The sequence below is a fragment of the Streptomyces sp. NPDC005195 genome, from assembly GCF_040608315.1.
GTDB classification, from domain to species: Bacteria; Actinomycetota; Actinomycetes; order Streptomycetales; family Streptomycetaceae; genus Streptomyces; species Streptomyces kaempferi.
The window spans coordinates 1-20,254 of the sequence record NZ_JBEXHZ010000039.1 but is presented as its reverse complement, the minus strand read 5'-3'; the positions used below and the strand labels follow the sequence as shown (position 1 = coordinate 20,254).

At 72.5% G+C, this 20,254-nt stretch carries 20 protein-coding genes and 1 riboswitch; of the genes, 10 read left to right on the top strand and 10 right to left on the bottom strand.

Annotated features, from left to right (window positions below):
* Nucleotides 1–48: 48 nt before the first annotated feature.
* Entirely contained in the window at nt 49–681 is a 633-nt protein-coding gene (locus ABZV34_RS28450; protein WP_356282546.1) for a sulfite oxidase-like oxidoreductase, read from the top strand.
* 156 nt (nt 682–837) lie between these two features.
* Here the strand turns inward: ABZV34_RS28450 and ABZV34_RS28445 are convergent, their stop codons facing one another.
* The 5 genes from ABZV34_RS28445 to thiO form a co-directional block, all read right to left on the bottom strand.
* On the bottom strand, nt 838–1,707 hold the full coding sequence (locus tag ABZV34_RS28445; protein ID WP_356282543.1) for a deoxyribonuclease IV: 870 nt from the start codon (nt 1,705–1,707) through the stop codon (nt 838–840).
* 102 nt (nt 1,708–1,809) lie between these two features.
* The gene (gene pknB / locus ABZV34_RS28440; protein WP_356282540.1) at nt 1,810–3,756 is read right to left on the bottom strand and encodes a Stk1 family PASTA domain-containing Ser/Thr kinase; all 1,947 of its coding nucleotides are present in this window, start codon (nt 3,754–3,756) and stop codon (nt 1,810–1,812) included.
* A gap of 247 nt (nt 3,757–4,003) precedes the next feature.
* A complete protein-coding gene (locus ABZV34_RS28435; RefSeq protein WP_356282537.1) occupies nt 4,004–4,798 on the bottom strand; it encodes a thiazole synthase in 795 nt (264 codons plus the stop codon).
* A 3-nt stretch (nt 4,799–4,801) separates the two neighbouring features.
* Entirely contained in the window at nt 4,802–5,002 is a 201-nt protein-coding gene (gene thiS, locus ABZV34_RS28430; protein ID WP_356282534.1) for a sulfur carrier protein ThiS, read from the bottom strand.
* Complete coding sequence (gene thiO / locus ABZV34_RS28425; protein ID WP_356282531.1) at nt 4,999–6,177, bottom strand: glycine oxidase ThiO; 1,179 nt, start codon at nt 6,175–6,177, stop codon at nt 4,999–5,001. Before thiO ends, thiS begins: the two co-directional genes overlap by 4 nt.
* Nucleotides 6,175–6,286: riboswitch (TPP riboswitch) on the bottom strand. (Overlaps the previous gene by 3 nt.)
* 61 nt (nt 6,287–6,347) lie before the next feature.
* On the opposite strand from thiO, the gene ABZV34_RS28420 reads away from it, so the two are divergent.
* From ABZV34_RS28420 to ABZV34_RS28395, 6 genes are all read left to right on the top strand, one after another.
* Complete coding sequence (locus tag ABZV34_RS28420) at nt 6,348–6,497, top strand: hypothetical protein (RefSeq protein ID WP_356282528.1); 150 nt, start codon at nt 6,348–6,350, stop codon at nt 6,495–6,497.
* A gap of 75 nt (nt 6,498–6,572) precedes the next feature.
* The gene (locus ABZV34_RS28415) at nt 6,573–7,805 is read left to right on the top strand and encodes an FAD-dependent oxidoreductase (protein WP_356282525.1); all 1,233 of its coding nucleotides are present in this window, start codon (nt 6,573–6,575) and stop codon (nt 7,803–7,805) included.
* Between the two features lie 208 nt (nt 7,806–8,013).
* The gene (locus ABZV34_RS28410; protein ID WP_356282522.1) at nt 8,014–8,379 is read left to right on the top strand and encodes an Rv2175c family DNA-binding protein; all 366 of its coding nucleotides are present in this window, start codon (nt 8,014–8,016) and stop codon (nt 8,377–8,379) included.
* A 93-nt stretch (nt 8,380–8,472) separates the two neighbouring features.
* Nucleotides 8,473–9,117, top strand: a complete 645-nt coding sequence (gene thiE / locus ABZV34_RS28405; RefSeq protein ID WP_356282519.1) for a thiamine phosphate synthase — start codon at nt 8,473–8,475, stop codon at nt 9,115–9,117.
* 156 nt (nt 9,118–9,273) lie between these two features.
* A complete protein-coding gene (gene metF / locus ABZV34_RS28400; RefSeq protein WP_356282516.1) occupies nt 9,274–10,197 on the top strand; it encodes a methylenetetrahydrofolate reductase [NAD(P)H] in 924 nt (307 codons plus the stop codon).
* Nucleotides 10,198–10,253: 56 nt separating this feature from the next.
* Nucleotides 10,254–11,264, top strand: a complete 1,011-nt coding sequence (locus ABZV34_RS28395) for a hypothetical protein (RefSeq protein ID WP_356282513.1) — start codon at nt 10,254–10,256, stop codon at nt 11,262–11,264.
* 84 nt (nt 11,265–11,348) lie between these two features.
* On the opposite strand, the gene ABZV34_RS28390 is transcribed toward ABZV34_RS28395, so the two are convergent.
* From ABZV34_RS28390 to ABZV34_RS28370, 5 genes are all read right to left on the bottom strand, one after another.
* Nucleotides 11,349–12,875 carry an NAD(P)/FAD-dependent oxidoreductase gene (locus ABZV34_RS28390; RefSeq protein WP_356282511.1) on the bottom strand — a complete coding sequence of 509 codons (1,527 nt, stop codon included), beginning with the start codon at nt 12,873–12,875 and terminating at the stop codon, nt 11,349–11,351.
* A gap of 54 nt (nt 12,876–12,929) precedes the next feature.
* The gene (locus tag ABZV34_RS28385) at nt 12,930–13,544 is read right to left on the bottom strand and encodes a DUF4126 domain-containing protein (RefSeq protein WP_356282508.1); all 615 of its coding nucleotides are present in this window, start codon (nt 13,542–13,544) and stop codon (nt 12,930–12,932) included.
* A 419-nt stretch (nt 13,545–13,963) separates the two neighbouring features.
* Nucleotides 13,964–14,590, bottom strand: a complete 627-nt coding sequence (locus ABZV34_RS28380; protein ID WP_356282505.1) for a helix-turn-helix domain-containing protein — start codon at nt 14,588–14,590, stop codon at nt 13,964–13,966.
* 11 nt (nt 14,591–14,601) lie between these two features.
* Nucleotides 14,602–16,686: a YhgE/Pip domain-containing protein gene (locus ABZV34_RS28375; protein ID WP_356282502.1), complete on the bottom strand. Its 2,085-nt coding sequence runs from the start codon at nt 16,684–16,686 to the stop codon at nt 14,602–14,604.
* Complete coding sequence (locus tag ABZV34_RS28370) at nt 16,658–17,530, bottom strand: ATP-binding cassette domain-containing protein (RefSeq protein WP_356282499.1); 873 nt, start codon at nt 17,528–17,530, stop codon at nt 16,658–16,660. The genes ABZV34_RS28375 and ABZV34_RS28370 overlap by 29 nt, the downstream gene beginning before the upstream one ends.
* A gap of 166 nt (nt 17,531–17,696) precedes the next feature.
* On the opposite strand from ABZV34_RS28370, the gene ABZV34_RS28365 reads away from it, so the two are divergent.
* The 3 genes from ABZV34_RS28365 (at nt 17,697) to ABZV34_RS28355 (ending at nt 19,858) form a co-directional block, all read left to right on the top strand.
* A complete protein-coding gene (locus ABZV34_RS28365) occupies nt 17,697–18,236 on the top strand; it encodes an SAV_6107 family HEPN domain-containing protein (RefSeq protein ID WP_356282496.1) in 540 nt (179 codons plus the stop codon).
* A 180-nt stretch (nt 18,237–18,416) separates the two neighbouring features.
* Nucleotides 18,417–19,187: a methyltransferase gene (locus ABZV34_RS28360; RefSeq protein ID WP_356282493.1), complete on the top strand. Its 771-nt coding sequence runs from the start codon at nt 18,417–18,419 to the stop codon at nt 19,185–19,187.
* Nucleotides 19,188–19,462: 275 nt separating this feature from the next.
* Nucleotides 19,463–19,858: a DUF3040 domain-containing protein gene (locus tag ABZV34_RS28355; RefSeq protein ID WP_153291062.1), complete on the top strand. Its 396-nt coding sequence runs from the start codon at nt 19,463–19,465 to the stop codon at nt 19,856–19,858.
* Nucleotides 19,859–20,254 lie beyond the last annotated feature (396 nt).

Genomic DNA, 20,254 nt, shown 5'->3' with positions numbered 1-20,254 from the left:
GGGCTGTGCTGGTCATGGGCACCGTCCCGGGTCTGTCAGGATGGAGTCATGGGTCAGCCGGTGGAGCGGGGAACGGGAGCGGCGGCACAGTCGGAGCTTCCGCCGGGGCAGCGACTGCAGCGCGGCTGGCCCGTCACGCACTACGGTCCCGTGCCCAAGTTCCGCCCCGAACGCTGGGAGTTCAGGGTCTTCGGCGCCACCGCCGACGGTGAGAAGCACTGCTGGACCCACGAGGAGTTCACGGCCCTTCCGTACACCTCGGTCATGGCCGATCTGCACTGTGTCACGAAGTTCAGCATGCTCGGGGCCGAATGGGGCGGAATCCCCGCGCGCACGATCCTGGACATCGCCCCGCCCTCGCCCGCCGTCACCCATGTGATGGTCTGGGCCGAGTACGGGTTCAGCTCGAATCTGCGCCTCGACGACTTCGCCTCCGACCGCGCGATCTTCGCCACCCACAAGGACGGCGAACTGCTGACCGCGGAGCACGGGTTCCCGCTCCGCCTGGTCGTCCCGCACCTGTACGCCTGGAAGGGGCCCAAGTGGGTCCGCGGCGTCGAGTACATGACGGCCGACCGCCGCGGGTTCTGGGAGGAACGCGGCTACCACAACATCGGCGACCCGTGGCGTGAGCAGCGCTACTCGTACCAGGAGGAGCCCGGGGAAGGCCCCGAGCTCTGACCCGGCGCGCGCCGGCGGGTGCGTCGGCGGTGGTACAGGCGCGCCACGGGCGGCCATGAGGTCGACGCCGGGTGGCGGTTCCTGCGCGAGCGGAACCACCATGGCGACCACCTACCTGGCCACACACCCCTCGGGGGTATTCGTGGCTCGACGGGTTCAGCCGTCGCGCAGCTTCTTCAGGCGCTCCACGTCCGCCGCGTGCCCCTCCTTGCCGCCAGGCGTCTCGATGATCAGCGGTACGCCCGCGGTGGCGGGGTGGGTCATCAGCGCGCGGAACGGGTCCTCGCCGATATGGCCGGTACCAATGTTCTCGTGGCGGTCCTTGTGGGCGCCGACCACATCCTTGGAGTCGTTGGCGTGGATCAGCCTGAGCCTGCCCTCGCCGACCGTGTCCACCAGCAGGTCGAGTGTCCGGTGCATCCCGTCCGGCCCGGTCAGGTCGTGGCCCGCCGCGTAGATGTGACAGGTGTCGAGGCAGACGCCCAGCCTCGGATGGGCGTCCAGTGCCTCGAAGTACGGTCCGAAGTCCCAGGTCCGGGAGCACAGGGAGGCACCCTGGCCCGCGGTCGACTCCAGGAGGAGGTACGGGTCGTCGTCGTGGGTCAGCTCGTCCAGCAGCGGCAGCAGGTGTGCGCGCACCTGAGCGAGGGCCACCGCACGCTCCCGGCCTCCGGTGGCGCTCCCCGTGTGCACGACCACGCCGAGCGCGCCGATCTCACGGCCCCGGCGCAGCGAGTGCCGCAGCGACTCCACCGACCTCTCGGCCGTCGCCGCGGTGTGCGAACCGAAGTTGATCAGATACGGGGCGTGCACGTACGCGGGGATCGACTCGGCCGCGCAGGCCGCGCGGAACTCCTCGTCCTGCTTCGGGTTCCCGGCGGGCGTCGCCCAGCCGCGCGGATTGGCGACGAAGACCTGGACGGTCTCCGCGCCCATCTCGCGCGCGTAGGCAAGACCGACGGAGCTGAGGCCGCCGGCCACGGGGACATGGCCGCCGACGGGATTGCGGAGCTGCTTGCTGGTCACACCCTTCAGGGTGTCACGCGCTCCGGGGGACCCCGCCGGCGGACCTTCGGGTTCCGCCGGCGGACCGCCCGGACCGATTCCGTGGCTTCCGGACTCCTCGGCTCAGCGGATCTCGATGGTGATCGTCGACCCCTTGGGCGCGGTCCTGCCGCCGTCCACCGACTGGTTCTTGACGTGGTCCCCGAAGAGCCCGAGCAGCCCGCGGTCCTCGTTGACCTCGAACCCCGCGTCCTCCAGCGCCTTCTTCGCGTCGTCCACGCTGTCGCCCACCACGTCCGGCACCGGGACCATCTCCGGGCCCCTGGAGAGCGTCAGCGTGACGGTGTCGCCCGTGGCGGCCTCGCTGCCCGCGTCCGGCGACTGCTGGGCGACCTGGCCCTTGTCGAACTCCGAGGTGACCCGCTGGGCGGCGATCCTCACCTTGAGACCCGCCTGTTCGAGCTCCGCCCTGGCGTCCTCGACGGATGTCCCCGTGACATCGGCGATCTCCACCGGACTGCCCTTGCTGACGACGAGGGCGATGGCCGAACCGGCGTGCCGTCGCGTGCCCGCTTCCGGATCCGTACGGATCACCGAGCCCTTGAGCACGTCCCCGCTGAACTCCCGGGTGATCATGCCCGCGGCGAGCCCCTCGTCCTTCAGCACTTCCCTCGCCTTGGGCAGCGTGAAGCCGTTCAGGTCGGGCACCCGCACCGTCTTCGGGCCGTCGGAGACGGTCAGCGACACGGAGTCGTGGTCCCGGATCCGCGCGCCGGGGTGCGGATCACTGCTGATCACGGTGCCGCGCTTCACGGTGTCGCTGTACGCGTGCCTGACCTGCCCGACGTCGAGCCCGGCCGCCTCGATCCGCGACCTGGCCTGCGTCTCGGTCTTCGCCAGCAGCAGCGGGACCTTGGTGAACTGTCCGGAGTTGATGTACCAGACGCCCGCGCCGAGGCCGAGCGCCAGCAGGATCGCGGTGACGATCATGATCGTTCCGCGCCGGGGGCGTGAGCCGCGCCGCCGTGTGGGGGCGGGCGGCTCGGAGGCGAGCACACTGGTCTGCTCGAACCGGCTGGTCCGGTTGATCCCGTCGGCTCCCTCGGCCTCGTTCACCGGCAGCAGGCGAGGCACGGACAGGGAGCGCGGGATCACGCTCGTACGGTCCTCCGCGTTGTCGTGGCCCGCGGTGACGGCCTGCGGCGGTACGGCGTCGAGCTGCTCGGCGGTGAGCCCGGCCCGCGCCTCCAGCACCTGGCCGAGCAGTGTCACCGCGTCGTGCGGGCGCAGCCCGGGGTCGCGGGCGGTGGCCGCGGCGACCAGCTGGTCGAGCGCGAAGGGCATGCCCGGTACGACGGCCGACGGCGGCGGCACGTCCGCGTGCAGGTGCTGGTAGAGCACCTGGGCCGGGGAGTCGCCGGAGTGAGGCTTGCCGCCGGTGAGCATCTCGTAGAGGACGACTCCGCAGGCGTACACGTCGACGCGGGTGTCCGCGGTGCCGTGCTCGATCTGCTCGGGAGCCAGATACGACACCGTGCCGAGCACGGACCCCGTCGTCTGCGTGACGGTGTCCACGGCCCGGACGAGGCCGAAATCCGCCACCTTGACCCGGCCGTCGTCCCCTATGAGGACGTTCTCCGGCTTCATGTCGCGGTGCACGAACCCCGCGCGGTGCGCGGCGCCCAGCGCGGCGAGCACCGGCTCCAGGACGTCCAGCGCGGCCCGCGGCTGGAGCGCCCCGCGCTCGCGCAGCACGTCCCGCAGGGTGCACCCCGCGACGTACTCCATGGCCAGATAGACGTACGACCCGTCCGCCCCCTGGTCGAAGACCTGCACCACGTTGGGGTGCGCGAGCCGGGCCACCGACTGGGCCTCCCGTATGAACCGTTCGACGAACGAGACGTCGGCGGCCAGCGTCGGGTGCATCACCTTGAGCGCGAGCACGCGGTCCAGGCGGGTGTCCAGGGCCCTGTAGACCGTGGCCATCCCGCCGACCGCGATCCGGGCGTCGACGCGATAGCGGCCGTCGAGCAGCTGCCCGACAAGCGGGTCCTGAAGGGTCGTATCCACGCAGGCGAGTCTACGAGCCGTCGCCGTCGGCCTTCCTGTCGTGGCCCGTACCGGGGCGGGACTGCAGCCGTCCTGTGACGCACATCGCGCCGAAGAGGTGACGCGGCCCGCTCCGCTGACGGCGGGCCCACCACCCGGAGCTCCACCCGCTCCCCGGGCCGGAATCCGCCGCCCCGCCGCCCTACCGTCCTACCGCCTCAAGGGGCGTGCGAGGTGCCCCCTTCGCGAACGTTCGCCCGCCGCGGCCCTAGAAAGCCGGCCTCTCCGGGTCCAGCCGTGCCAGGCCCTCCGCGGGAGAGGACGCCGAGGCGAAGTGCCGCCGGGGAATCCGCCCCGCACGCCGCGCCAGACGTCCCGCCTCCACGGCGTGCCTCATGCCCTCGGCCATCAGCACCGGTTCCTGCGCACGGGTGACGGCCGAGGCGAGCATCACACCGGCGCACCCCAGCTCCATCGCCAGCGCCGCGTCCGACGCCGTACCGGCTCCCGCGTCGAGGATCACCGGCACGCGCGCGTGCTCCACGATCAGCTCGAAGTTGTGCGGGTTGCGGATCCCCAGGCCGGACCCGATGGGCGAGCCGAGCGGCATCACCGCCGCGCACCCGACATCCTCCAGCTTCCGCGCGAGCACGGGGTCGTCGTTCGTGTACGGCAGCACCGTGAATCCGTCGTCGACCAGTGTCTCCGCGGCGTCGAGCAGTTCGATCGGGTCGGGCAGCAGGGTGCGCTCGTCGGCGATGACCTCCAGTTTGACCAGGTCGGTGCCGAGCGCCTCCCGGGCGAGCCGCGCGGTCAGCACGGCCTCGCCCGCGGTGAAGCACCCCGCGGTGTTCGGCAGCACCCGGATGCCGAGCCGGCCGAGCACCGACAGGACGGAGCCGTGCGCCCCGGGATCCACCCGGCGCATCGCGACCGTCGTCAGCTCCGTCCCGGACGCCACGAGCGACCGTTCCAGCACGTCGAGGCTGGGCGCACCTCCCGTACCCATGATCAGCCGGGACGAGTAGGACGTACCTCCGAGGACGAACGGATCGTCGGCCATGGGTCAGCCTCCTTGGACAGCGGTGAGGACCTCGACACGGTCTCCCTCGCGCAGGGACGTGGAGGACCACTGGGTGCGCGGGACGACGGTCTCGTTGAGCGCGGCGGCGACGCCGGAGGGCGCCGGCGTGAGGGTGGCGACGAGCGTGTCGAGGGCGGTGCCCGCGGCGACGAGCCGGCGCTCGCCGTTGACGAGGATGTTCATACGGGCTGCTCCGTGCGTGTCGGGCTGAACCGGTGGGGAGTGAAGGGGCGCGCTTCCTCGGGGAGCTCGCCCGAGGCGAGGACGTGCGCCATGACGTCCCCGGTGACGGGAGTGAGCAGGACGCCGTTGCGGTGGTGGCCGGTGGCCAGCAACAGTCCGTCGAGCCCGGTCGGGCCGAGCAGCGGAGCGTTGTCGGGCGAGCCGGGGCGCAGTCCGGCCCTGGTCTCGGTGAGCGGCAGTTCGGTGATCCCGGGCACCAGCTCATGGGCGTCGCGCAGCAGCTCGTACACGCCGCCCGCGGTCACCGTGGTGTCCCAGCCCAGCTCCTCGCTGGTCGCGCCGACGACGAGTTCGCCGCTCTCGCGCGGCACCAGATAGACCTGGCCGCCACGGACCACGGCCCGCACGGTGCGGCTCAGGAAGGGCGCGTACCGCTTCGGCACGGTCAGCCGCAGCACCTGCCCCTTCACCGGGCGCACGGGCGGCCTCACGTCGTCGGGCACGCCCTCGAGGCTCCCGCTGAGGCTGCCCGCGGCCAGCACCACCTGTGTCGCCGCCAGATCCTCGCCGCCCGCGGTGACGACGCCGGTGGCCCGCTCCCGGACCACCGTCAGCCGCTCCGCCCAGGTCCGCTGGAACACCACTCCGGCTCGCTCGCATGCCGTGACCAGGGCCTTCGCGAGTCGGCGCGGGTCGATCTGGTGGTCGCCGTCGACGCGCAGACCACCACGGACACCGGGCGCGAGCATCGGCTCCAGCCGGCGGCACTCGCGGCCGCTGAGCCACTCGGATTCGAGACCCGAGCGGATCTGCAGGGCATGCAGTTCCCGCAGATGGGCGCGGTCGTCGGAGTCCAGGGCGACGGCCAGGGTGCCACACCGGCGGTAGCCGAGATCCTGGCCCGTCGCCTCGGTGAGCTCGGCGACGAAGTCCGGGTAGCGGCGCGCGGAGGCGAGGTTCAGGCCCAGCAGGGTCTGCTCTCCGTAGTGCAGCTCGGTGACGGCGGCGAGCATTCCGGCGGCGACCTGCGCGGCCCCACCGCCGGGTTCCGGGTCCACGACCGTCGTGGTGAACCCGCGCTGAGCGGCCCGCCAGGCCGTGACCAGGCCGATGATCCCGCCCCCCACCACCAGGACGTCGGACATGACGGACCTCTCCGCCGGTGTACGCGACATGGGCGTCCAGCCCCTCCCTTCGCCGGCATGACCCGGATCAGGTTCGTACGGTCGGAGGCCGCCAGCCTCCCTCTCAGCCCGGTGCGTCCGGGCTCCCGCGAGTGCTCTACGTCGACCACCCTAGCTCGCCGCCGCATGCCTCAGTAAGGGAGCCTCCGTCTCTGGACCCTGTGCTCGACGGCCAGGCCCGGCCGCGGCTGGAGGAGAGCGGGGAGGGGGACTCGCGGACGGGCGGCGGGACGAGCGCGGTCGTACGGACCGAGCGGATCGAACACGCCGAACACCCCGTACGGGCCGCACGCGCCGGACGGACCCGCTGACACCGAGCCGCATTGTGGAACAGTCACTGAGCACGTCCCCTGACTGACGGATTGTCAGGTGTCTATGGTGATCAGGTGAGCGAGCAGACGCAGGGGCAGGAGCAGGGGCCTACGGCACGCCGGGTCGTCATCGCGGGCGCGGGCATGGCCGGCGTGCAGACCGCGGTCGCCCTGCGCGAACAGGGATTCACCGGCGGTGTGACACTGATCGGCGCCGAGCCGCACCAGCCGTACGACCGGCCGCCGTTGTCCAAGGCGGTGCTGCTCGGAAAGGCCGAGCACTCCGCCTTCGACATCGACTTCGAGGCACTGGGCATCGAACTGAGACTCGGCTGCGAGGCGCTGGGTCTGCGCCCCGGGGACCACGAGCTGGACACCGTCACGGGACCGGTGCCCTACGACCTCCTGGTCCTTGCGACCGGCGCGGAACCGATCCAGCTCCCCGGCGCGGAGGGCATGCCCGGCGTCCATCTGCTGCGCACCCTGGACGACGCCGAACGGCTGCGCCCCGTGCTCGTCCGGCAGCACGACATCGTGGTGGTCGGGGCGGGCTGGATCGGCGCGGAGTTCGCCACGGCGGCGCGCGAGGCCGGGTGCGCGGTGACGGTCGTCGAGGCCGCCGACCGGCCACTGGCCGGGGCACTGCCCGCCGAGGTGGCCGCGCCGATGGCCTCCTGGTACGCGGACAGCGGGGCCTCGCTGCGCACCCACGCGCGCGTGGAGCGCGTCGAGCCCGGTGCCGTGGTGCTCGACGACGGGTCCCGGGTCCCCGCGGGCGCCGTGGTCGTCGGCATCGGTGCCCGGCCCGCCACCGCCTGGCTGGCCGGCTCCGGCATCGAGCTCGGGGCCCACCGCGAGGTCGTGGCCGACAACCACCTGCGCACCTCCCTGCCGGACGTCTACGCGGTCGGCGACTGCGCCTCCTTCCCCTCGGGCCGGTACGAGGAGCGCCTCCTCGTCCACCACTGGGACAACGCCCTTCAGGGACCGCGCACGGTGGCGGCGAACATCATCGGCGAGGCCCCGGTGGCGTACGACCCGGTTCCGTACTTCTGGTCCGAGCAGTTCGGCCGTTTCGTCCAGTACGTCGGCCATCACGCGCCCGCCGACACGACCCTCTGGCGCGGCGACTCCGCGGGCGCCGCCTGGACGGTCTGCTGGCTGCGCGACTCCCGCCTCGTCGCCCTCCTGGCGGTAGGCCGTCCCCGCGACCTGGCCCAGGGCCGCCGTCTGATCGAGGCGGGCATGCCGCTGGACCCGGAGATCCTCTCGGATCCGTCGCGTCCCCTGAAGGAGGCCATGGCCTAGCCAGGCGGGCTCCGAGGCACTCCCTCGGGCGGCCGACGCGAGGGCCCGGCCCGGCACGGTGGGCGCCCGGCCGGGTGGCGGCCCGGCGGCCACCCGGCGGCGTCACCGCGCCGGAATTCGGAGGAATTCCGCGAGATTCACGCGCTTCTGACGCGGGACGGGGGGCGCTCGGGTACCGAGTGTCAGTCCGGGATGGCAGGCTTGTCCCGTGACCGAGATTGACGCAAAAATCGATGCTCTCGTCCCCGCCTGGCTCACCCTCCCCGACATCGCCGAACAGTTCGGCGTCGAGGTGACCCGCGTCCGGCATCTGGTCAAGGAAGGCCAGCTGATCGCCGTACGCCGTGGTGAGAACCGCGCGCTGCACGTCCCCGCCGCTTTCGTCGACGAGGACAAGGTCGTCAAGGGCCTCACCGGCACCCTGACGCTCCTGCGGGACGACGGCTTCACCGACGAAGAGATGCTCGAGTGGCTCTTCACCCCCGACCCGACCCTGCCCGGCACGCCCGCGCAGGCTCTGAGCGAGAATCGCGGCACGGAGGTGAAGCGTCGCGCCCAGGCGCTCGCCGTCTGATCTGAACACGTCCGGCGTACGGACCACGGCCGGCCCCGGACCACCCCGGCCGCCGTGGTCCGTGCGCCCCGCCGCACCACGGGGGACCCACGCATGCCCGAGAACGCCGCCCGCCTCGCCGACGCCCGCGTCTACCTCTGCACGGACGCGCGCACGCGCCAGGGTGACCTCGCCGAGTTCCTGGACGCCGTCCTGGCGAGTGGCGTCGACATCGTGCAGCTGCGCGACAAGGGCATCGAGGCGGCCGAGGAGCTGGAGCACCTCCAGGTCTTCGCGGACGCCTGTGCCCGCCACGGGAAGCTCCTCGCGGTCAACGACCGGGCGGACGTCGCCCACGCGGCCGGCGCCGACGTACTCCATCTGGGCCAGGGCGACCTCCCGGTTCCCGCGGCCCGCGCCCTCCTCGGCGACGAAGTCCTGATCGGCCGTTCCACGCACGCGCCGGCGGAGGCCTCGGCCGCCGCCGTCCAGGAGGGCGTGGACTACTTCTGCACCGGCCCCTGCTGGCCCACTCCCACCAAGCCCGGCCGCCACGCGCCGGGCCTCGGCCTGGTCCGCCACACCGCCGCGCTCGGCACCGACCGCCCCTGGTTCGCCATCGGCGGCATCGACCTGGGCAACCTCGACGAGGTGGTGGAGGCGGGCGCCCGCCGTGTCGTCGTCGTCCGTGCGATCACCGAGGCGGACGACCCCGCGGCGGCGGCCGCGGAGTTCGCGAAGCGGCTGCGGCACGCCTGACCGGGCGGAGCCGACCCCCTCCATGGCCCGTCGGGCCGCCCCGCCGCCCGTCGGGCCGTCCCGCACTCTGTCCGAGGGGTGGACAAGAAGCCGACGAATCGGACAATTCTCTCCGGTTCGGTTGGGGGACCGGCGCCCCCTGGCTAACCTGCGAGTATGGCCCTCGGATCTGCCTCCACCAGGACTGACCGCGCACGCATCGTGAGCGACATGCTCGCGTCCGGCAAGAAGACGTACTCGTTCGAGTTCTCCGCGCCGAAGACCCCCAAGGGCGAGCGGAACCTGTGGAACGCGCTGCGCAGGGTCGAGGCCGTCGCCCCCGACTTCGTCTCCGTGACCTACGGAGCGGGCGGCTCCACCCGCGCCGGCACGGTCCGGGAGACCGAGCAGATCGTCGCCGACACCACGCTCACGCCGGTGGCCCACCTCACCGCCGTCAACCACTCCGTGGCCGAGCTGCGCAACATCATCGGCCAGTACGCGGACGCGGGGATCCGGAACATGCTCGCGGTCCGCGGTGACCCGCCCGGGGACCCCATGGGCGACTGGGTCCCGCATCCCCAGGGACTGACCTACGCGGCCGAACTCGTCCGTCTCATCAAGGAGTCCGGCGACTTCTGCGTGGGCGTCGCCGCCTTCCCCGAGATGCATCCGCGCTCCGCCGACTGGGACGCGGACGTCGCGCACTTCGTCGACAAGTGCCGGGCCGGCGCGGACTACGCGATCACGCAGATGTTCTTCCAGCCCGAGTCGTACCTGCGGCTGCGCGACCGGGTCGCGGCGGCGGGCTGCGCGACACCGGTGATCCCCGAGGTCATGCCGGTGACGAGTGTGAAGATGCTGGAACGGCTTCCGCAGCTCAGTAACGCTTCGTTCCCGGACGTCCTGAAAGAGCGGATCCTCACAGCCAAAGAGGATCCGGCGGCTGTACGCTCCATTGGCATCGAGTTCGCGACGGAGTTCTGCGCGAAGCTGCTGGACGAGGGCGTCCCCGGACTGCACTTCATTACGCTGAACAACTCCACGGCGACGCTTGAAATCTACGAGAATCTGGGCCTGCACCACCCACAGCAGGCCTAGACCGGCCGCACCCGCGTACGACACACTGCGTAGCGGCCACTGGGAGAGGGGCGTACATGGGCTTGACGGTCCTCTATATCGCTTTCGGCATCGTCGCACTGTGGCTCCTCGGCGAGGTTCTGCTGCAGTACAAGGCGCGGCTGCGCTACCGGCTGCTCGCCTTCGTCGGCTTCGCCGGTGTGGTCCTCGGTGTGCTGATCCCGTCCGTGATCGTCGTCGGTCTGGGTGCGGCCGCCTTCGCGGTCGGCCAGACGTACGTCACGCTGTCGTTCCGGCGCGGCTTCGCGGCCGGCTGGGCGGTGGGCAACCGCCAGGGAGCCGACCAGGCCCCGGACAAGGGCTCGGGCAGGAGCAAGCGCCGCCGCGGCGAGCCGGACCGCCAGGATCCGGCGCTGGAGGAATCCGACCTCGAGGCGGAGCAGGAGGCGGCCGAGGGCACGCGGTATCCGCAGGGTGAGGACGACTACACCCGCGAGGACGACGTCTTCACGCCCGCGCACTCCGACCGGTTCATGCCGACCGGCTCCGGCGACCTCACGGCGACGGGGAGCACGGCCGTGTACGAGCCCCAGCCCCTGCCCGACGACACCGGCTCCTACGGCGTCTACAGCGACGCCGCCTACGCGGCCGCCGCGGGGCAGCCCGACCAGTCCTACGCCGCCGCCCCCTCCCAGGACCAGCAGGCCTACGCGTACGACGGCTACTCCGGGTACGACCAGCAGCAGTACGGCTACGACAACGGCCAGCAGCAGTACGCCGCCTACTCCGACCCGTACATCGGCACCCAGACGTACAACGGCGCCGCGTACGACATGACGTACGGCGGCGGCGATCAGCAGTACCCGCAGCAGCAGGGCTACGGCCAGGACCAGTACGCCGCCGGCGGATACGGCGGCGAGACCCCGGCCGGCGGTGTCTGGGTACCGCAGCAGCGCAGCACCGACGACCAGTACGGCGGCGAGCTCCCGCCCGAGCAGCAGTATCCGTACCAGGACAACGGCCAGGGGAACGGGAACAGCAACGGCAACGGGAACGGCGCCGGGTTCGACGAGCAGTACCGGTACTGACCGGTCCTCAGGGGGAACCACCCCAGAGGCGGGCGGTGGCCGCACGGGCGGCCACCAGGAGTGCTCTCGGCAGTGCCCACGGGCTCACTGCGAGCCCCGGAAGTCCGGTCCCTCCACGATCAGCCCGGACACCAGGGCGCCCGACATCCCCGCGTGCGGAAGGCCGCCGCCGGGATGCGTCCAGCCGCCGACCGTGAACAGCCCCGGCACGCGGGTGCCGTTCGACGGGTGCAGCAATCGGCCGGCCGCCGCCGCGAGCGCCGGTGCGGGCACCGCACCGCCCTCCGCGCCCGTCGCCTCCGCGATGTCGGCCGGGGCGCGGACCTCGTGCCACAGCAGGCGCTCCCGCACGTCCGGCACGGCACGCCGGGTGGCGTCGAGGACCCGCTCCACGTCCGCCTCCGACACCCGCAGGCCCGAGGGAACCGTGACCGTCACCGTGACCGCCTCGCGCTCGGCGTCGGGCGCGAGACCGGGGTCGTCCGGGCGCGAGACCGTCACCGTGGGCGCTGCGGGGAATCCGGGACGCTCGCCGAAGAGCCGCTCCAGCTCCTGGTCACGGTCGGGCGTGTGCACCACCGTCCGGTGCGCGACCCCCGCGGGGCGCCCGCCGCGCAGTGCCAGCAGCACGGTCAGCCGGCTCGGCATACCCCGCTGCGGCGCGACCTCGTCACCGCCGCGCAGCGCCGTCCCGGCGACGAGCCGGTCCAGCACCTCGGGCGCGACACCGGCGACCACGAAGTCGGCGTCCTCGACGACCGGCGCCGCCGCGGAGCCCAGGGCCCGGGAGGGGTCCTCGGCGAGCTCGACGCCCACCGCCCGTCCGTCCTTCTCCACGATCCGCCTGACCGGCGTCCCGAAGCGGAACTCCACCCCGCGGGCGAGGCACCGCTCGTACACCGCACGCGCCAGCTCCCGCATGCCTCCGCGCACGTACCAGGTGCCGAAGGCGTGCTCCATGTACGGAAGCACCGCCGCGCTCGCCGGTGCGACACGCGGGTCGAGCCCGTACGCGAGGGCGTGACTCTCCAGGAGGGCGGCGAGGCGCGGCTCGCGTAGCTCCCACGCGCCGACCTCGGCGAGCGTGGCGGCCCGGCGGGTGCGCAGCATCCTTCTGTGGGCCACCGCGGGGTAGGGCTCACGGTCGGCGAGCATCCGCCAGTTCGGCCACAGCGGCTCCTCCAGGAGCGGCCGCCGCGTCCGGTCCCAGGCCTCCCGGGCCCGCACCAGGAAGTCGCCCCACCGCTCGCCCGCGCCCGCCCCGAGCGCCTGGTCGAGGGCGGTGACGACACCCGCGCGGGAGGCGTTGGGCAGGGAGACCTCGGTGCCGTCGGCGAAGACATGGCGTGCGGACGGGTCCACCTGGACCAGGCCGACACACGCCTCCAGCGGCTCCTTGCCCGTCTTGACGAACAGATCGCGCGGGACGGCGGGCACCCGCAGCAGGCCGGGGCCCGTGTCGAACGTGAAACCGTCGCGCTCGAAGCGGCCCAGCGCTCCGCCGTACGTCGACGCGCGCTCGTACACCACCACCCGATGGCCCGCGACGGCCAGCCGGGCGGCGGCCGCCATCGCGCCCATCCCGGCGCCGATCACCGCAATCCGTCCCATGACCGCGACCTTATCGGCCACCACTGACAGGCCGGGCCAGGGGCCCGGCGCGGGTCAGCCGGGTGGTGGCCCGACATGTGCGGCGAGCCGTCTCTCCTCCCGGCGCTGGGCCCTGCGGCGCAGGAACCGCCGGATCCGGGAGACCAGGAAGAAGAGCGTCAGCAGGCCCGCGAGCAGCAGCACGGCCGCGATGACCGCCGCGGCCACGGGGTGGAACATCGCGAATGTCAGGATCCCGGCGACCCCGAGATCCTCGGCGATGCTCATGCCGACGTTGCTGAACGGCTCGGGCGAGGTGTTGATCGCCATCCGGGTCCCGGCCTTGACCGCGTGGCTCGCCAGCGCGGTCGAACCGCCGATCGCGCCCGCCGCCAGATCGGGGAGCGAACCGTCGTGCCCGGCGAGCAGCGCGCCGACCACCGCCCCCGCCACCGGCCGGACGACGGTGTGCACCGAGTCCCACGCCGTGTCCACGTACGGGATCTTGTCGGCGACCGCCTCGCACAGGAAGAGGACGCCCGCCGCGATGAGGACGTCGGGGCGCTGCAGGGACTGGGGGACGTCGTCGCTCAGACCGGTCGCGCCGAAGACGCCGAGCAGCAGCACCACCGCGTACGCGTTGATGCCGCTGGCCCAGCCGCTGGTGAAGACCAGGGGGAGTACGGACACGGCAGCGATCGTAACCAGTTGACGACGGTCCGTCCTGGGCATGAGTGCCCAGGGCCAGGTATCCGTACCCACGGAGGGAGATGAGTACCCGGACGGATGAGCTCCGGCCCGCGTGGACGGGAGAGTGGAGGCACGGAAGGGGGCGCGGCTCCGGTACCGCCGGCACGGGGCGGCGGAACGGTTCTCGCGCCCTTGGCCGCTCCTTCCGCCGGCCCGGTCGGCGGGAGTGAGGCACGGGGGACCCAGGGGCGACCGGACGGGGCCCGACGGAGAGAACGGGGAGCACCGGGGAGTACCGGGGCACGGGGGAGCAGGGCGAAGCGCCGGTTCGAAGGTGGCCCGCGGGGGACGCGGCCACTTCGGACCGGCGCTTTCACGTGGCGCCGGTCCGACGTGGCCGGGGTCGTGCCGACGGCGATCTACCGGTTGCCGCTCACGCGTCCCTGGAGCAGCCGCGAGAGCGCCGCGTGGACGTCGTCCAGGGAACGTTCGGGCTGGAAGGCCTGCCAGTCCAGGGCGGCCACCAGGACCATGCCGACCAGAGCGGCCGCGGTCAGCGGGATGTCGATCTCGTCGCTGAGCTCACCGCCCGCCACCCCCTCGCGCAGCACGTTCTCGACGACCGCGACAGCCTCCCGCCTGACCACCATGAGCGTGGACTGCCAGGCCCGGTTGGTGCGCCACAGTTCGGCCACGTACAGCTGGGTGAAGGCCGGGTAACGGTCCATGAAGACGAGCCCGGCCCGGATCATCGCGTCCAGGGCGTCGACTCTCGTCCCGCCCTCGCGCTCGGTCCGTTCCGCGGCCTCGCGCAGGGAGGCGGTGAGGAGCCCCACGCCGTGCCGCAGGAGCTCTTCGAAGAGGACGGCCTTGCTGGCGAAGTTGTAGTAGACGGTGCCTTTGGCGACCCCCGCCCGCTCCGCGATCTCGTCCACGGTGGTGGCGGAGAAACCCTGTTCCGCGATGAGGGTGACGGCCGCCTCGTAGAGCTTCTGCCGGGTGGCCTCGCGGCGACCGCCGCCTGCCGTGGTGTTGCTGCTTTCCATGGCCCTGATTGTCACAGGCTCAGCTCCGGGTGAAGGCGGTCCAGGGTCCACACCTGCCTGCCGCGTGCCGACAGGGCGGTGAGCGCGAGGGCGCCCGCGGTGAACGCCGTGAGGACGGCGCACGCCTGCCAGACAGGTCCCAGACCGCCGCCGGTGATGAGCCTGCGGAGGGCCTCGACGACATAGCTCATCGGCAGGAAGGGGTGGATCGCGTTGAAGAAGCGCGGACTCGTCTGGACGGGGTACGTGCCGCCCGCCGACGTCAGCTGGAGCATCAGGAGGGCGAGCACGAGGATCCGGCCGGCCGCTCCGAAGCGCGCGTTCAGCCACTGGACGACGGCCGCGAAGCACGCCGTCACCAGGAACAGGAAGCCGACCGTCCCGGCCGCCCGCACCATCTCCAGGCCGATCGCCCAGTGCAGCACGGCCATCAGGGCGGCTGTCTGCAGCACCCCCAGGGCGGCCACCGGCAGCCAGCCCGCCAGGGCGATGCGCCAGGCCGGGGCGCCGACCGCGAGCGCGCGCCGGTTGAGCGGCGGGATCAGCATGTAGGCGACCATCGCGCCCACCCACAGCGACAGCGGGATGAAGTACGGGGCGAAACCGGTGCCGTAGTTGGGTGCCTTGTGGAGGTCCCTGGAGGCGAGCTGGACCGGGTCGGCCATGACGTGGGTGCGCCGGTCGCGGTCCTGCCGGTCGTAGTCGGGGATCCGGCCGGCGCCGTCGTGCAGGCCGCCGGCCAGCTTCCCCGAGCCGCCGACGAGCTGGTAGATGCCCCCGTCGAGGTCGCTCGCGCCCGTCGTCAGCCGGCCGACACCCGTGTCGAGGTCCGCCGCGCCGGTCCTGGCCGTGCCGAGCCCGGTGTGCAGTTTCTCGGCTCCCGTGGCGACCTTCGCGGCGCCCGCGTCCAGTTCATCGATCTTGGAGACGGCGTCGCCGAGGTCCTCGGAGAGGTGCGGCGAACGGTTCGCGAGCGTACGGGCCCGCTTCTGGAGCGTGCCCAGGTTCTGGTCGAGCGTGTCGAGGTCGCCGCCCTGGTCGTCGATGAGCGTGTCGAGGTCGTCGGCGACCGCGGCCACGTCCGCGGCGGCCTGCCTGGCCTTCTTGAGATCGGGACACGCGGGGTCGGGGACCGGCAGGGTCTCGCAGCGCGCCTTGTAGACGGTGTTCAGCACGGTGGAGGCCGTGTGCGCGCCCTTGGCGGCGGCCGGAGCGGCCTCCACCAGGGTGTCCAGGTTGTGGCGGACCGCCGAGGCGGAGTCGGCGACGAGGCGGGCCGTGTCGCCGATCGACTTCTCGTTGGCCTTCAGGAAGGGGCCCACCTTCTCCGCGACGCCGTCGACCTTGGTGGCCAGCGCCCGGGTGCCGTCCGCGACCTGCCGTGAACCGTCCGCCAGGTCGCCCGCACCCTTGTCGAGCTTCGTGAGGCCCGTGGAGAGCTTCCCGCTGCCCTTCCCGGCCTCCTTCAGACCGTCCGCGAGGTCCTTGGAACCCTTCTTGGCCTTGCCGATCCCGCCCTTGAGCCGGTCGGCCCCCTTGGCGGCCTTCTCGGTCTCGCCGTGGATGTCCGAGAACGAGATGAAGATCTTGTCGAGGAACGATCTCGACGCCTTCGTGGAGGCCGCGGTGCGCACCTCGCTGAAGACCGTGCGCGAGATCTGCCCGACGATGTAGTTGTTCGCGTCGTTCGTACGCACCTGGAGCGCGCCGGTCTCCGGCGCGTCCCCGGAGCTGGAGGCGACCTTGCTGCTGAAGTCGGACGGCATGGTCAGCGACAGGTAGTACGTGCCGTTCTCGACGCCCTCGCGGGCCTCGGCGGCGCTCACCTCGTGCCACTCGAAGGTGTCGCTGTCGCGCAGCCCCGCGGTGATGTCGTCGCCCGCCCTGATCCTGGCGCCCCCGGCTGTCGCGCCCCGGTCGTCGTTCACGAGGGCCACGGGAATGCGGTCGAGGCGGCCGTACGGGTCCCAGAACGACCACAGGTAGAGGGCGCCGTAGAGCAGGGGCAGCAGGAGGAGTGCGGCGAGTGCGGCGCGCGGGAGCCTGCCCCGGCCGAACCGCCTGAGTTCAAGAGCGGCCAGTTTCGGTGAGCGCATCAGCCGTCTCCTTCTCGTCGGTCGTGTGGGGGCCGGCCGCCTCGCGGGGGTCGCGGGCCGTGTGGGGTTCCGTGGTGCCGTCGGGGTCGTCGGCTGGGCGGGGGCCGGCGGTCGCGTCGGGGTCCTCCCCTGTTCCGGTGGGCTTCCCGGTCCGTCCGGTGGACACGGTGACCGCCCCTTCGGGGGCCTCGCTGCACACCGCGAGGACGGTGGTGCCGGATGCGGCGATCGACGTCAGCAGGGCCCATGCCTCGGTCCGTTCGGCGTCCGACAGCTTGAGATCGGTGTCGTCGATACCGAGCAGCCCCGGGCGGCCGACGAGGGCCAGCGCGACGGACAGGCGCAGGCTTTCGAGCCGCTCCAGATCGCGCACGGCGGTCCGTGGCCCCTTGGGCAGGGCCTCCCGGTCCAGCCCCGCGGCGGTCAGCGCGTCGTCGATCCGCCGTTCCGTCCCGGCCATGCGCTCGGTCCTCGGGCGCCACAGCCCCCGCAGCGATCCCCCGAACCGCCTTTGCAGCAGCGCCCGTTCGCGCAGGTGCTCCCCGACGGTCAGGGCCGGGTCCAGGTCGGTGACGCCCGGGACGTGGGCGAGCGCGCTCACGCGCCGCACGGCGCCCATCTGCTTCGGCAGAGCCGATCCGCCCACGAGGGCACTTCCCTCGGTGGGCCGCATCCGGCCGGTGAGGGCGAGCAGCAGGCACGTCCGTCCGGATCCGGACGGGCCCTCGACCGCGATCAGCGAACCGGGCTCCGCGCTCACCCCCACCCCGCGGAACGCCCAGCCGCGGGGTCCCTCCAGCCCGAAGTCCGTGGCCGTGACAGCGAGTCCGTGCGGACCGTCCACAGCGCCCCCATCCCCTGAGCAATTTTTAAACTGACTGGTCAGTGCAAAAACTAACGCGAACCTTCGATCGAAGCAAAGGCGCAGGTCAGAACGGATTGTCAGTGGCATACCTCACGATGGGCACATACGGCCACAGTGCCGTCACACAGACGACAGGAGGTTCGTCATGGCCACCTCTTCCGCAGCAGCCGCCCACCGGCGCCGCGCCACCGGCCCTGCCCCCTCACCGACCGGCTCCGCGAGTGACGTGCACCCCGTGCTCCGCCGGACCACAGCCCCGCCCGCCGCCCTCGACCTGCTGGCCCAGGCCCGCGCCGGACTCGAGGAGACGACGGTCCTGGAAACGCCCAACGAGCGCTATGCGACGGCCCACTTGGCCGCCCTGCGCACCGCCGCCGCCGTCCTCGCCGCGCGGGGACGACCCGAACCCACCCCCCGGCGCCGGGCCCGTATCCGCAGCGCCTGGGAGGTGCTCCCCGAAATCGCGCCCGAACTGACCGAGTGGAGCGCCCTGTTCGCCTCCGGAGCCGACCGCCGCGCCCGCGCCGAGGCCGGCATCCAGGGCGCGGCGGGCAACCGCGACGCCGACGACCTCATACGTGACGTGGCGATGTTCCTGCGCATCGTCGAACGGATGCTCGTGCTGCAACCCGTCCTGCCCCAGCCACGGCAGGACGGGGGCCGGGAGGTCCCGGACGCCGGCTGACCGTCACGTGATCCGGTGCGTGGTTCACCAGGTGAATCACCACGTGATCCGGCGCGTGAGACGGAGGATCGGGTACGGCGGCGGAGGCAATAGGGTGGAGGCGCCTGATGCCTCCCACCGGGAGGCCCCCCGATCGCTCCGCCATACCCGAGGCGGCGCTGCGCCGAGGAGTCAACTGCCGTGTCGGACCCGATGCGCCCCCGCGCTTCTCTCCGTACCGCCGTGGTCTGGGAGGTCCTCAAGGACGCCCTCGACCGCCGGGTCAAGGCGACCGGGCGGGAGTCCCTGGACGTTCTCGACACCGGGGGCGGCAGCGGCAACTTCGCGGTGCCCGTGGCCCGTCTCGGCCACCGCGTCACCGTCGTCGACCCGAGTCCGAACGCGCTGTTCGCGCTGGAGCGCCGGGCCGCCGAGGCCGGCGTCGCCGACCGTGTCAAGGGCGTGCAGGGCGACGCCCACGGCCTCTTCGACGTCGTCGAGCGAGGCGGCTACGACGCGGTGCTGTGCCACGGGGTCCTCGAATACGTGGACAATCCGGACGAGGGCGTGCGCAACGTGGTGGACGCGCTGCGCCCCGAGGGTGTCCTCAGCCTGCTCGCCGCCGGCCTGGGCGGCGCGGTGATCGCCCGCGCCCTCGCCGGACACTTCAAGGAGGCCCGGCACGCCCTCGCCGACCCGGACGGACGCTGGGGCGAGGGAGACCCCGTACCCCACCGCTTCACCGCCGAACAGCTCACCGCGCTCGTCGAGGGCGCCGGCCTGCGCGTCGGCGCGGTGCACGGCGTGCGGGTCTTCGCGGACCTGGTCCCCGGCGTCCTCGTGGACACCGAACCGGGAGCCCTCGAAGCCCTCCTGAAGCTGGAGGCGGCGGCCGCGGAACTCGCCTCGTTCCACTCCGTGGCCACGCAGCTTCATGTGCTCGGTGAGACGCAGGGGGCGGACGGGGGCTGAGTCGTCCGCCGTGGTGCGCCCCTGATCAGGGGCGGGGCGGCAGATGGAGTACGCCACAGGCCACCCGATCGAGCCCTCGGCGCCGTATGATCGAGGGAGACCGTCCGGCATGACGGGCCGGTCGCTGGGGAATGCACGCCTCAGTGGATCGGGGTGCCATGGCGGGTTCCGGTTGGCGAATTGGCGCAGAGGGGCGGGTTTCACGGGGGCGATTCCCTGCCTATCCTGAAGGGGACCCCCGGTCGCCCCGGCGACTGCACGATGAGGAGGACACCGTGCCGCTCTCGGAGCACGAGCAGCGAATGCTCGAGCAGATGGAGCGAGCGCTGTACGCCGAAGATCCCAAGTTCGCGACAGCGCTTGAGGGAAGCGGGCTGCGTACGTACACCCGGCGACGGGTCTACCAGGCGGTCGCGGGCTTCCTGGTGGGTATCGCGCTCCTCATGGCCGGAATGGTCGCAGTACAGATCTGGCTGAGCGTGGTGGGTTTTCTCGTCATGCTGGGCTGTGCGGTGCTTGCCGTCACCGGTTGGCGCAAGGCTCCCAAGCCGGGAGAACAACCGGCGACGCCCGGCGCTCCCGCCGCGCGTCGCCAGGCCAGACAGCGCCGCTCCATGATGGACCGCATCGAACAACGCTGGCAGCGACGCCGCGACGAGCAGGGCCAGTAGTAGTAGCAGCAGCGGCCGCCGTGGCAGCGACGGACCGGCCGCAGCCTTAGGACATCGTGAGGGGGTGTCCACCCGGACCGGGTGGACACCCCCTCACGCGATGCCACCAGCACCCGCCTTCGGCCGAGCCCACCCGCGCGGCCCGACCGCGTCCAGTCCGGCCGCGGCCGGAACCGACCGGGGCGCGGCCCGACCGAAGGATGGTCAGACCGGCGGCCCGGCTCGACCGGTGGCGCGGGTCACCCCGGCGTGTTGCGGGTGCTGTTCGTCTCGTGGTGGGCCCGGCTCGTGAAACCCGTGTGGCCCGCGCCCACCCCCGGGGGGCAGGGGGGGCCCCCCGGGGGACGGCGGGGGGGCCCCGGCCCGGCGGTGATGCCCACCGGGCCGGGCGGGAGC

What these genes read in the sequence shown, in the direction of transcription:
- thiS (WP_356282534.1), bottom strand. Translation starts at nt 5,002, where the DNA reads ATGAACATCCTCGTCAACGGCGAGCGCCGGCTCGTCGCCGCGGGCACC.
- ABZV34_RS28450 (WP_356282546.1), top strand. Translation starts at nt 49, where the DNA reads ATGGGTCAGCCGGTGGAGCGGGGAACGGGAGCGGCGGCACAGTCGGAG.
- ABZV34_RS28390 (WP_356282511.1), bottom strand. Translation starts at nt 12,875, where the DNA reads ATGGGACGGATTGCGGTGATCGGCGCCGGGATGGGCGCGATGGCGGCC.
- ABZV34_RS28395 (WP_356282513.1), top strand. Translation starts at nt 10,254, where the DNA reads ATGGGCTTGACGGTCCTCTATATCGCTTTCGGCATCGTCGCACTGTGG.
- ABZV34_RS28365 (WP_356282496.1), top strand. Translation starts at nt 17,697, where the DNA reads ATGGCCACCTCTTCCGCAGCAGCCGCCCACCGGCGCCGCGCCACCGGC.
- ABZV34_RS28380 (WP_356282505.1), bottom strand. Translation starts at nt 14,590, where the DNA reads ATGGAAAGCAGCAACACCACGGCAGGCGGCGGTCGCCGCGAGGCCACC.
- metF (WP_356282516.1), top strand. Translation starts at nt 9,274, where the DNA reads ATGGCCCTCGGATCTGCCTCCACCAGGACTGACCGCGCACGCATCGTG.
- ABZV34_RS28435 (WP_356282537.1), bottom strand. Translation starts at nt 4,798, where the DNA reads ATGGCCGACGATCCGTTCGTCCTCGGAGGTACGTCCTACTCGTCCCGG.
- thiE (WP_356282519.1), top strand. Translation starts at nt 8,473, where the DNA reads ATGCCCGAGAACGCCGCCCGCCTCGCCGACGCCCGCGTCTACCTCTGC.
- thiO (WP_356282531.1), bottom strand. Translation starts at nt 6,177, where the DNA reads ATGTCGCGTACACCGGCGGAGAGGTCCGTCATGTCCGACGTCCTGGTG.
- ABZV34_RS28375 (WP_356282502.1), bottom strand. Translation starts at nt 16,686, where the DNA reads ATGCGCTCACCGAAACTGGCCGCTCTTGAACTCAGGCGGTTCGGCCGG.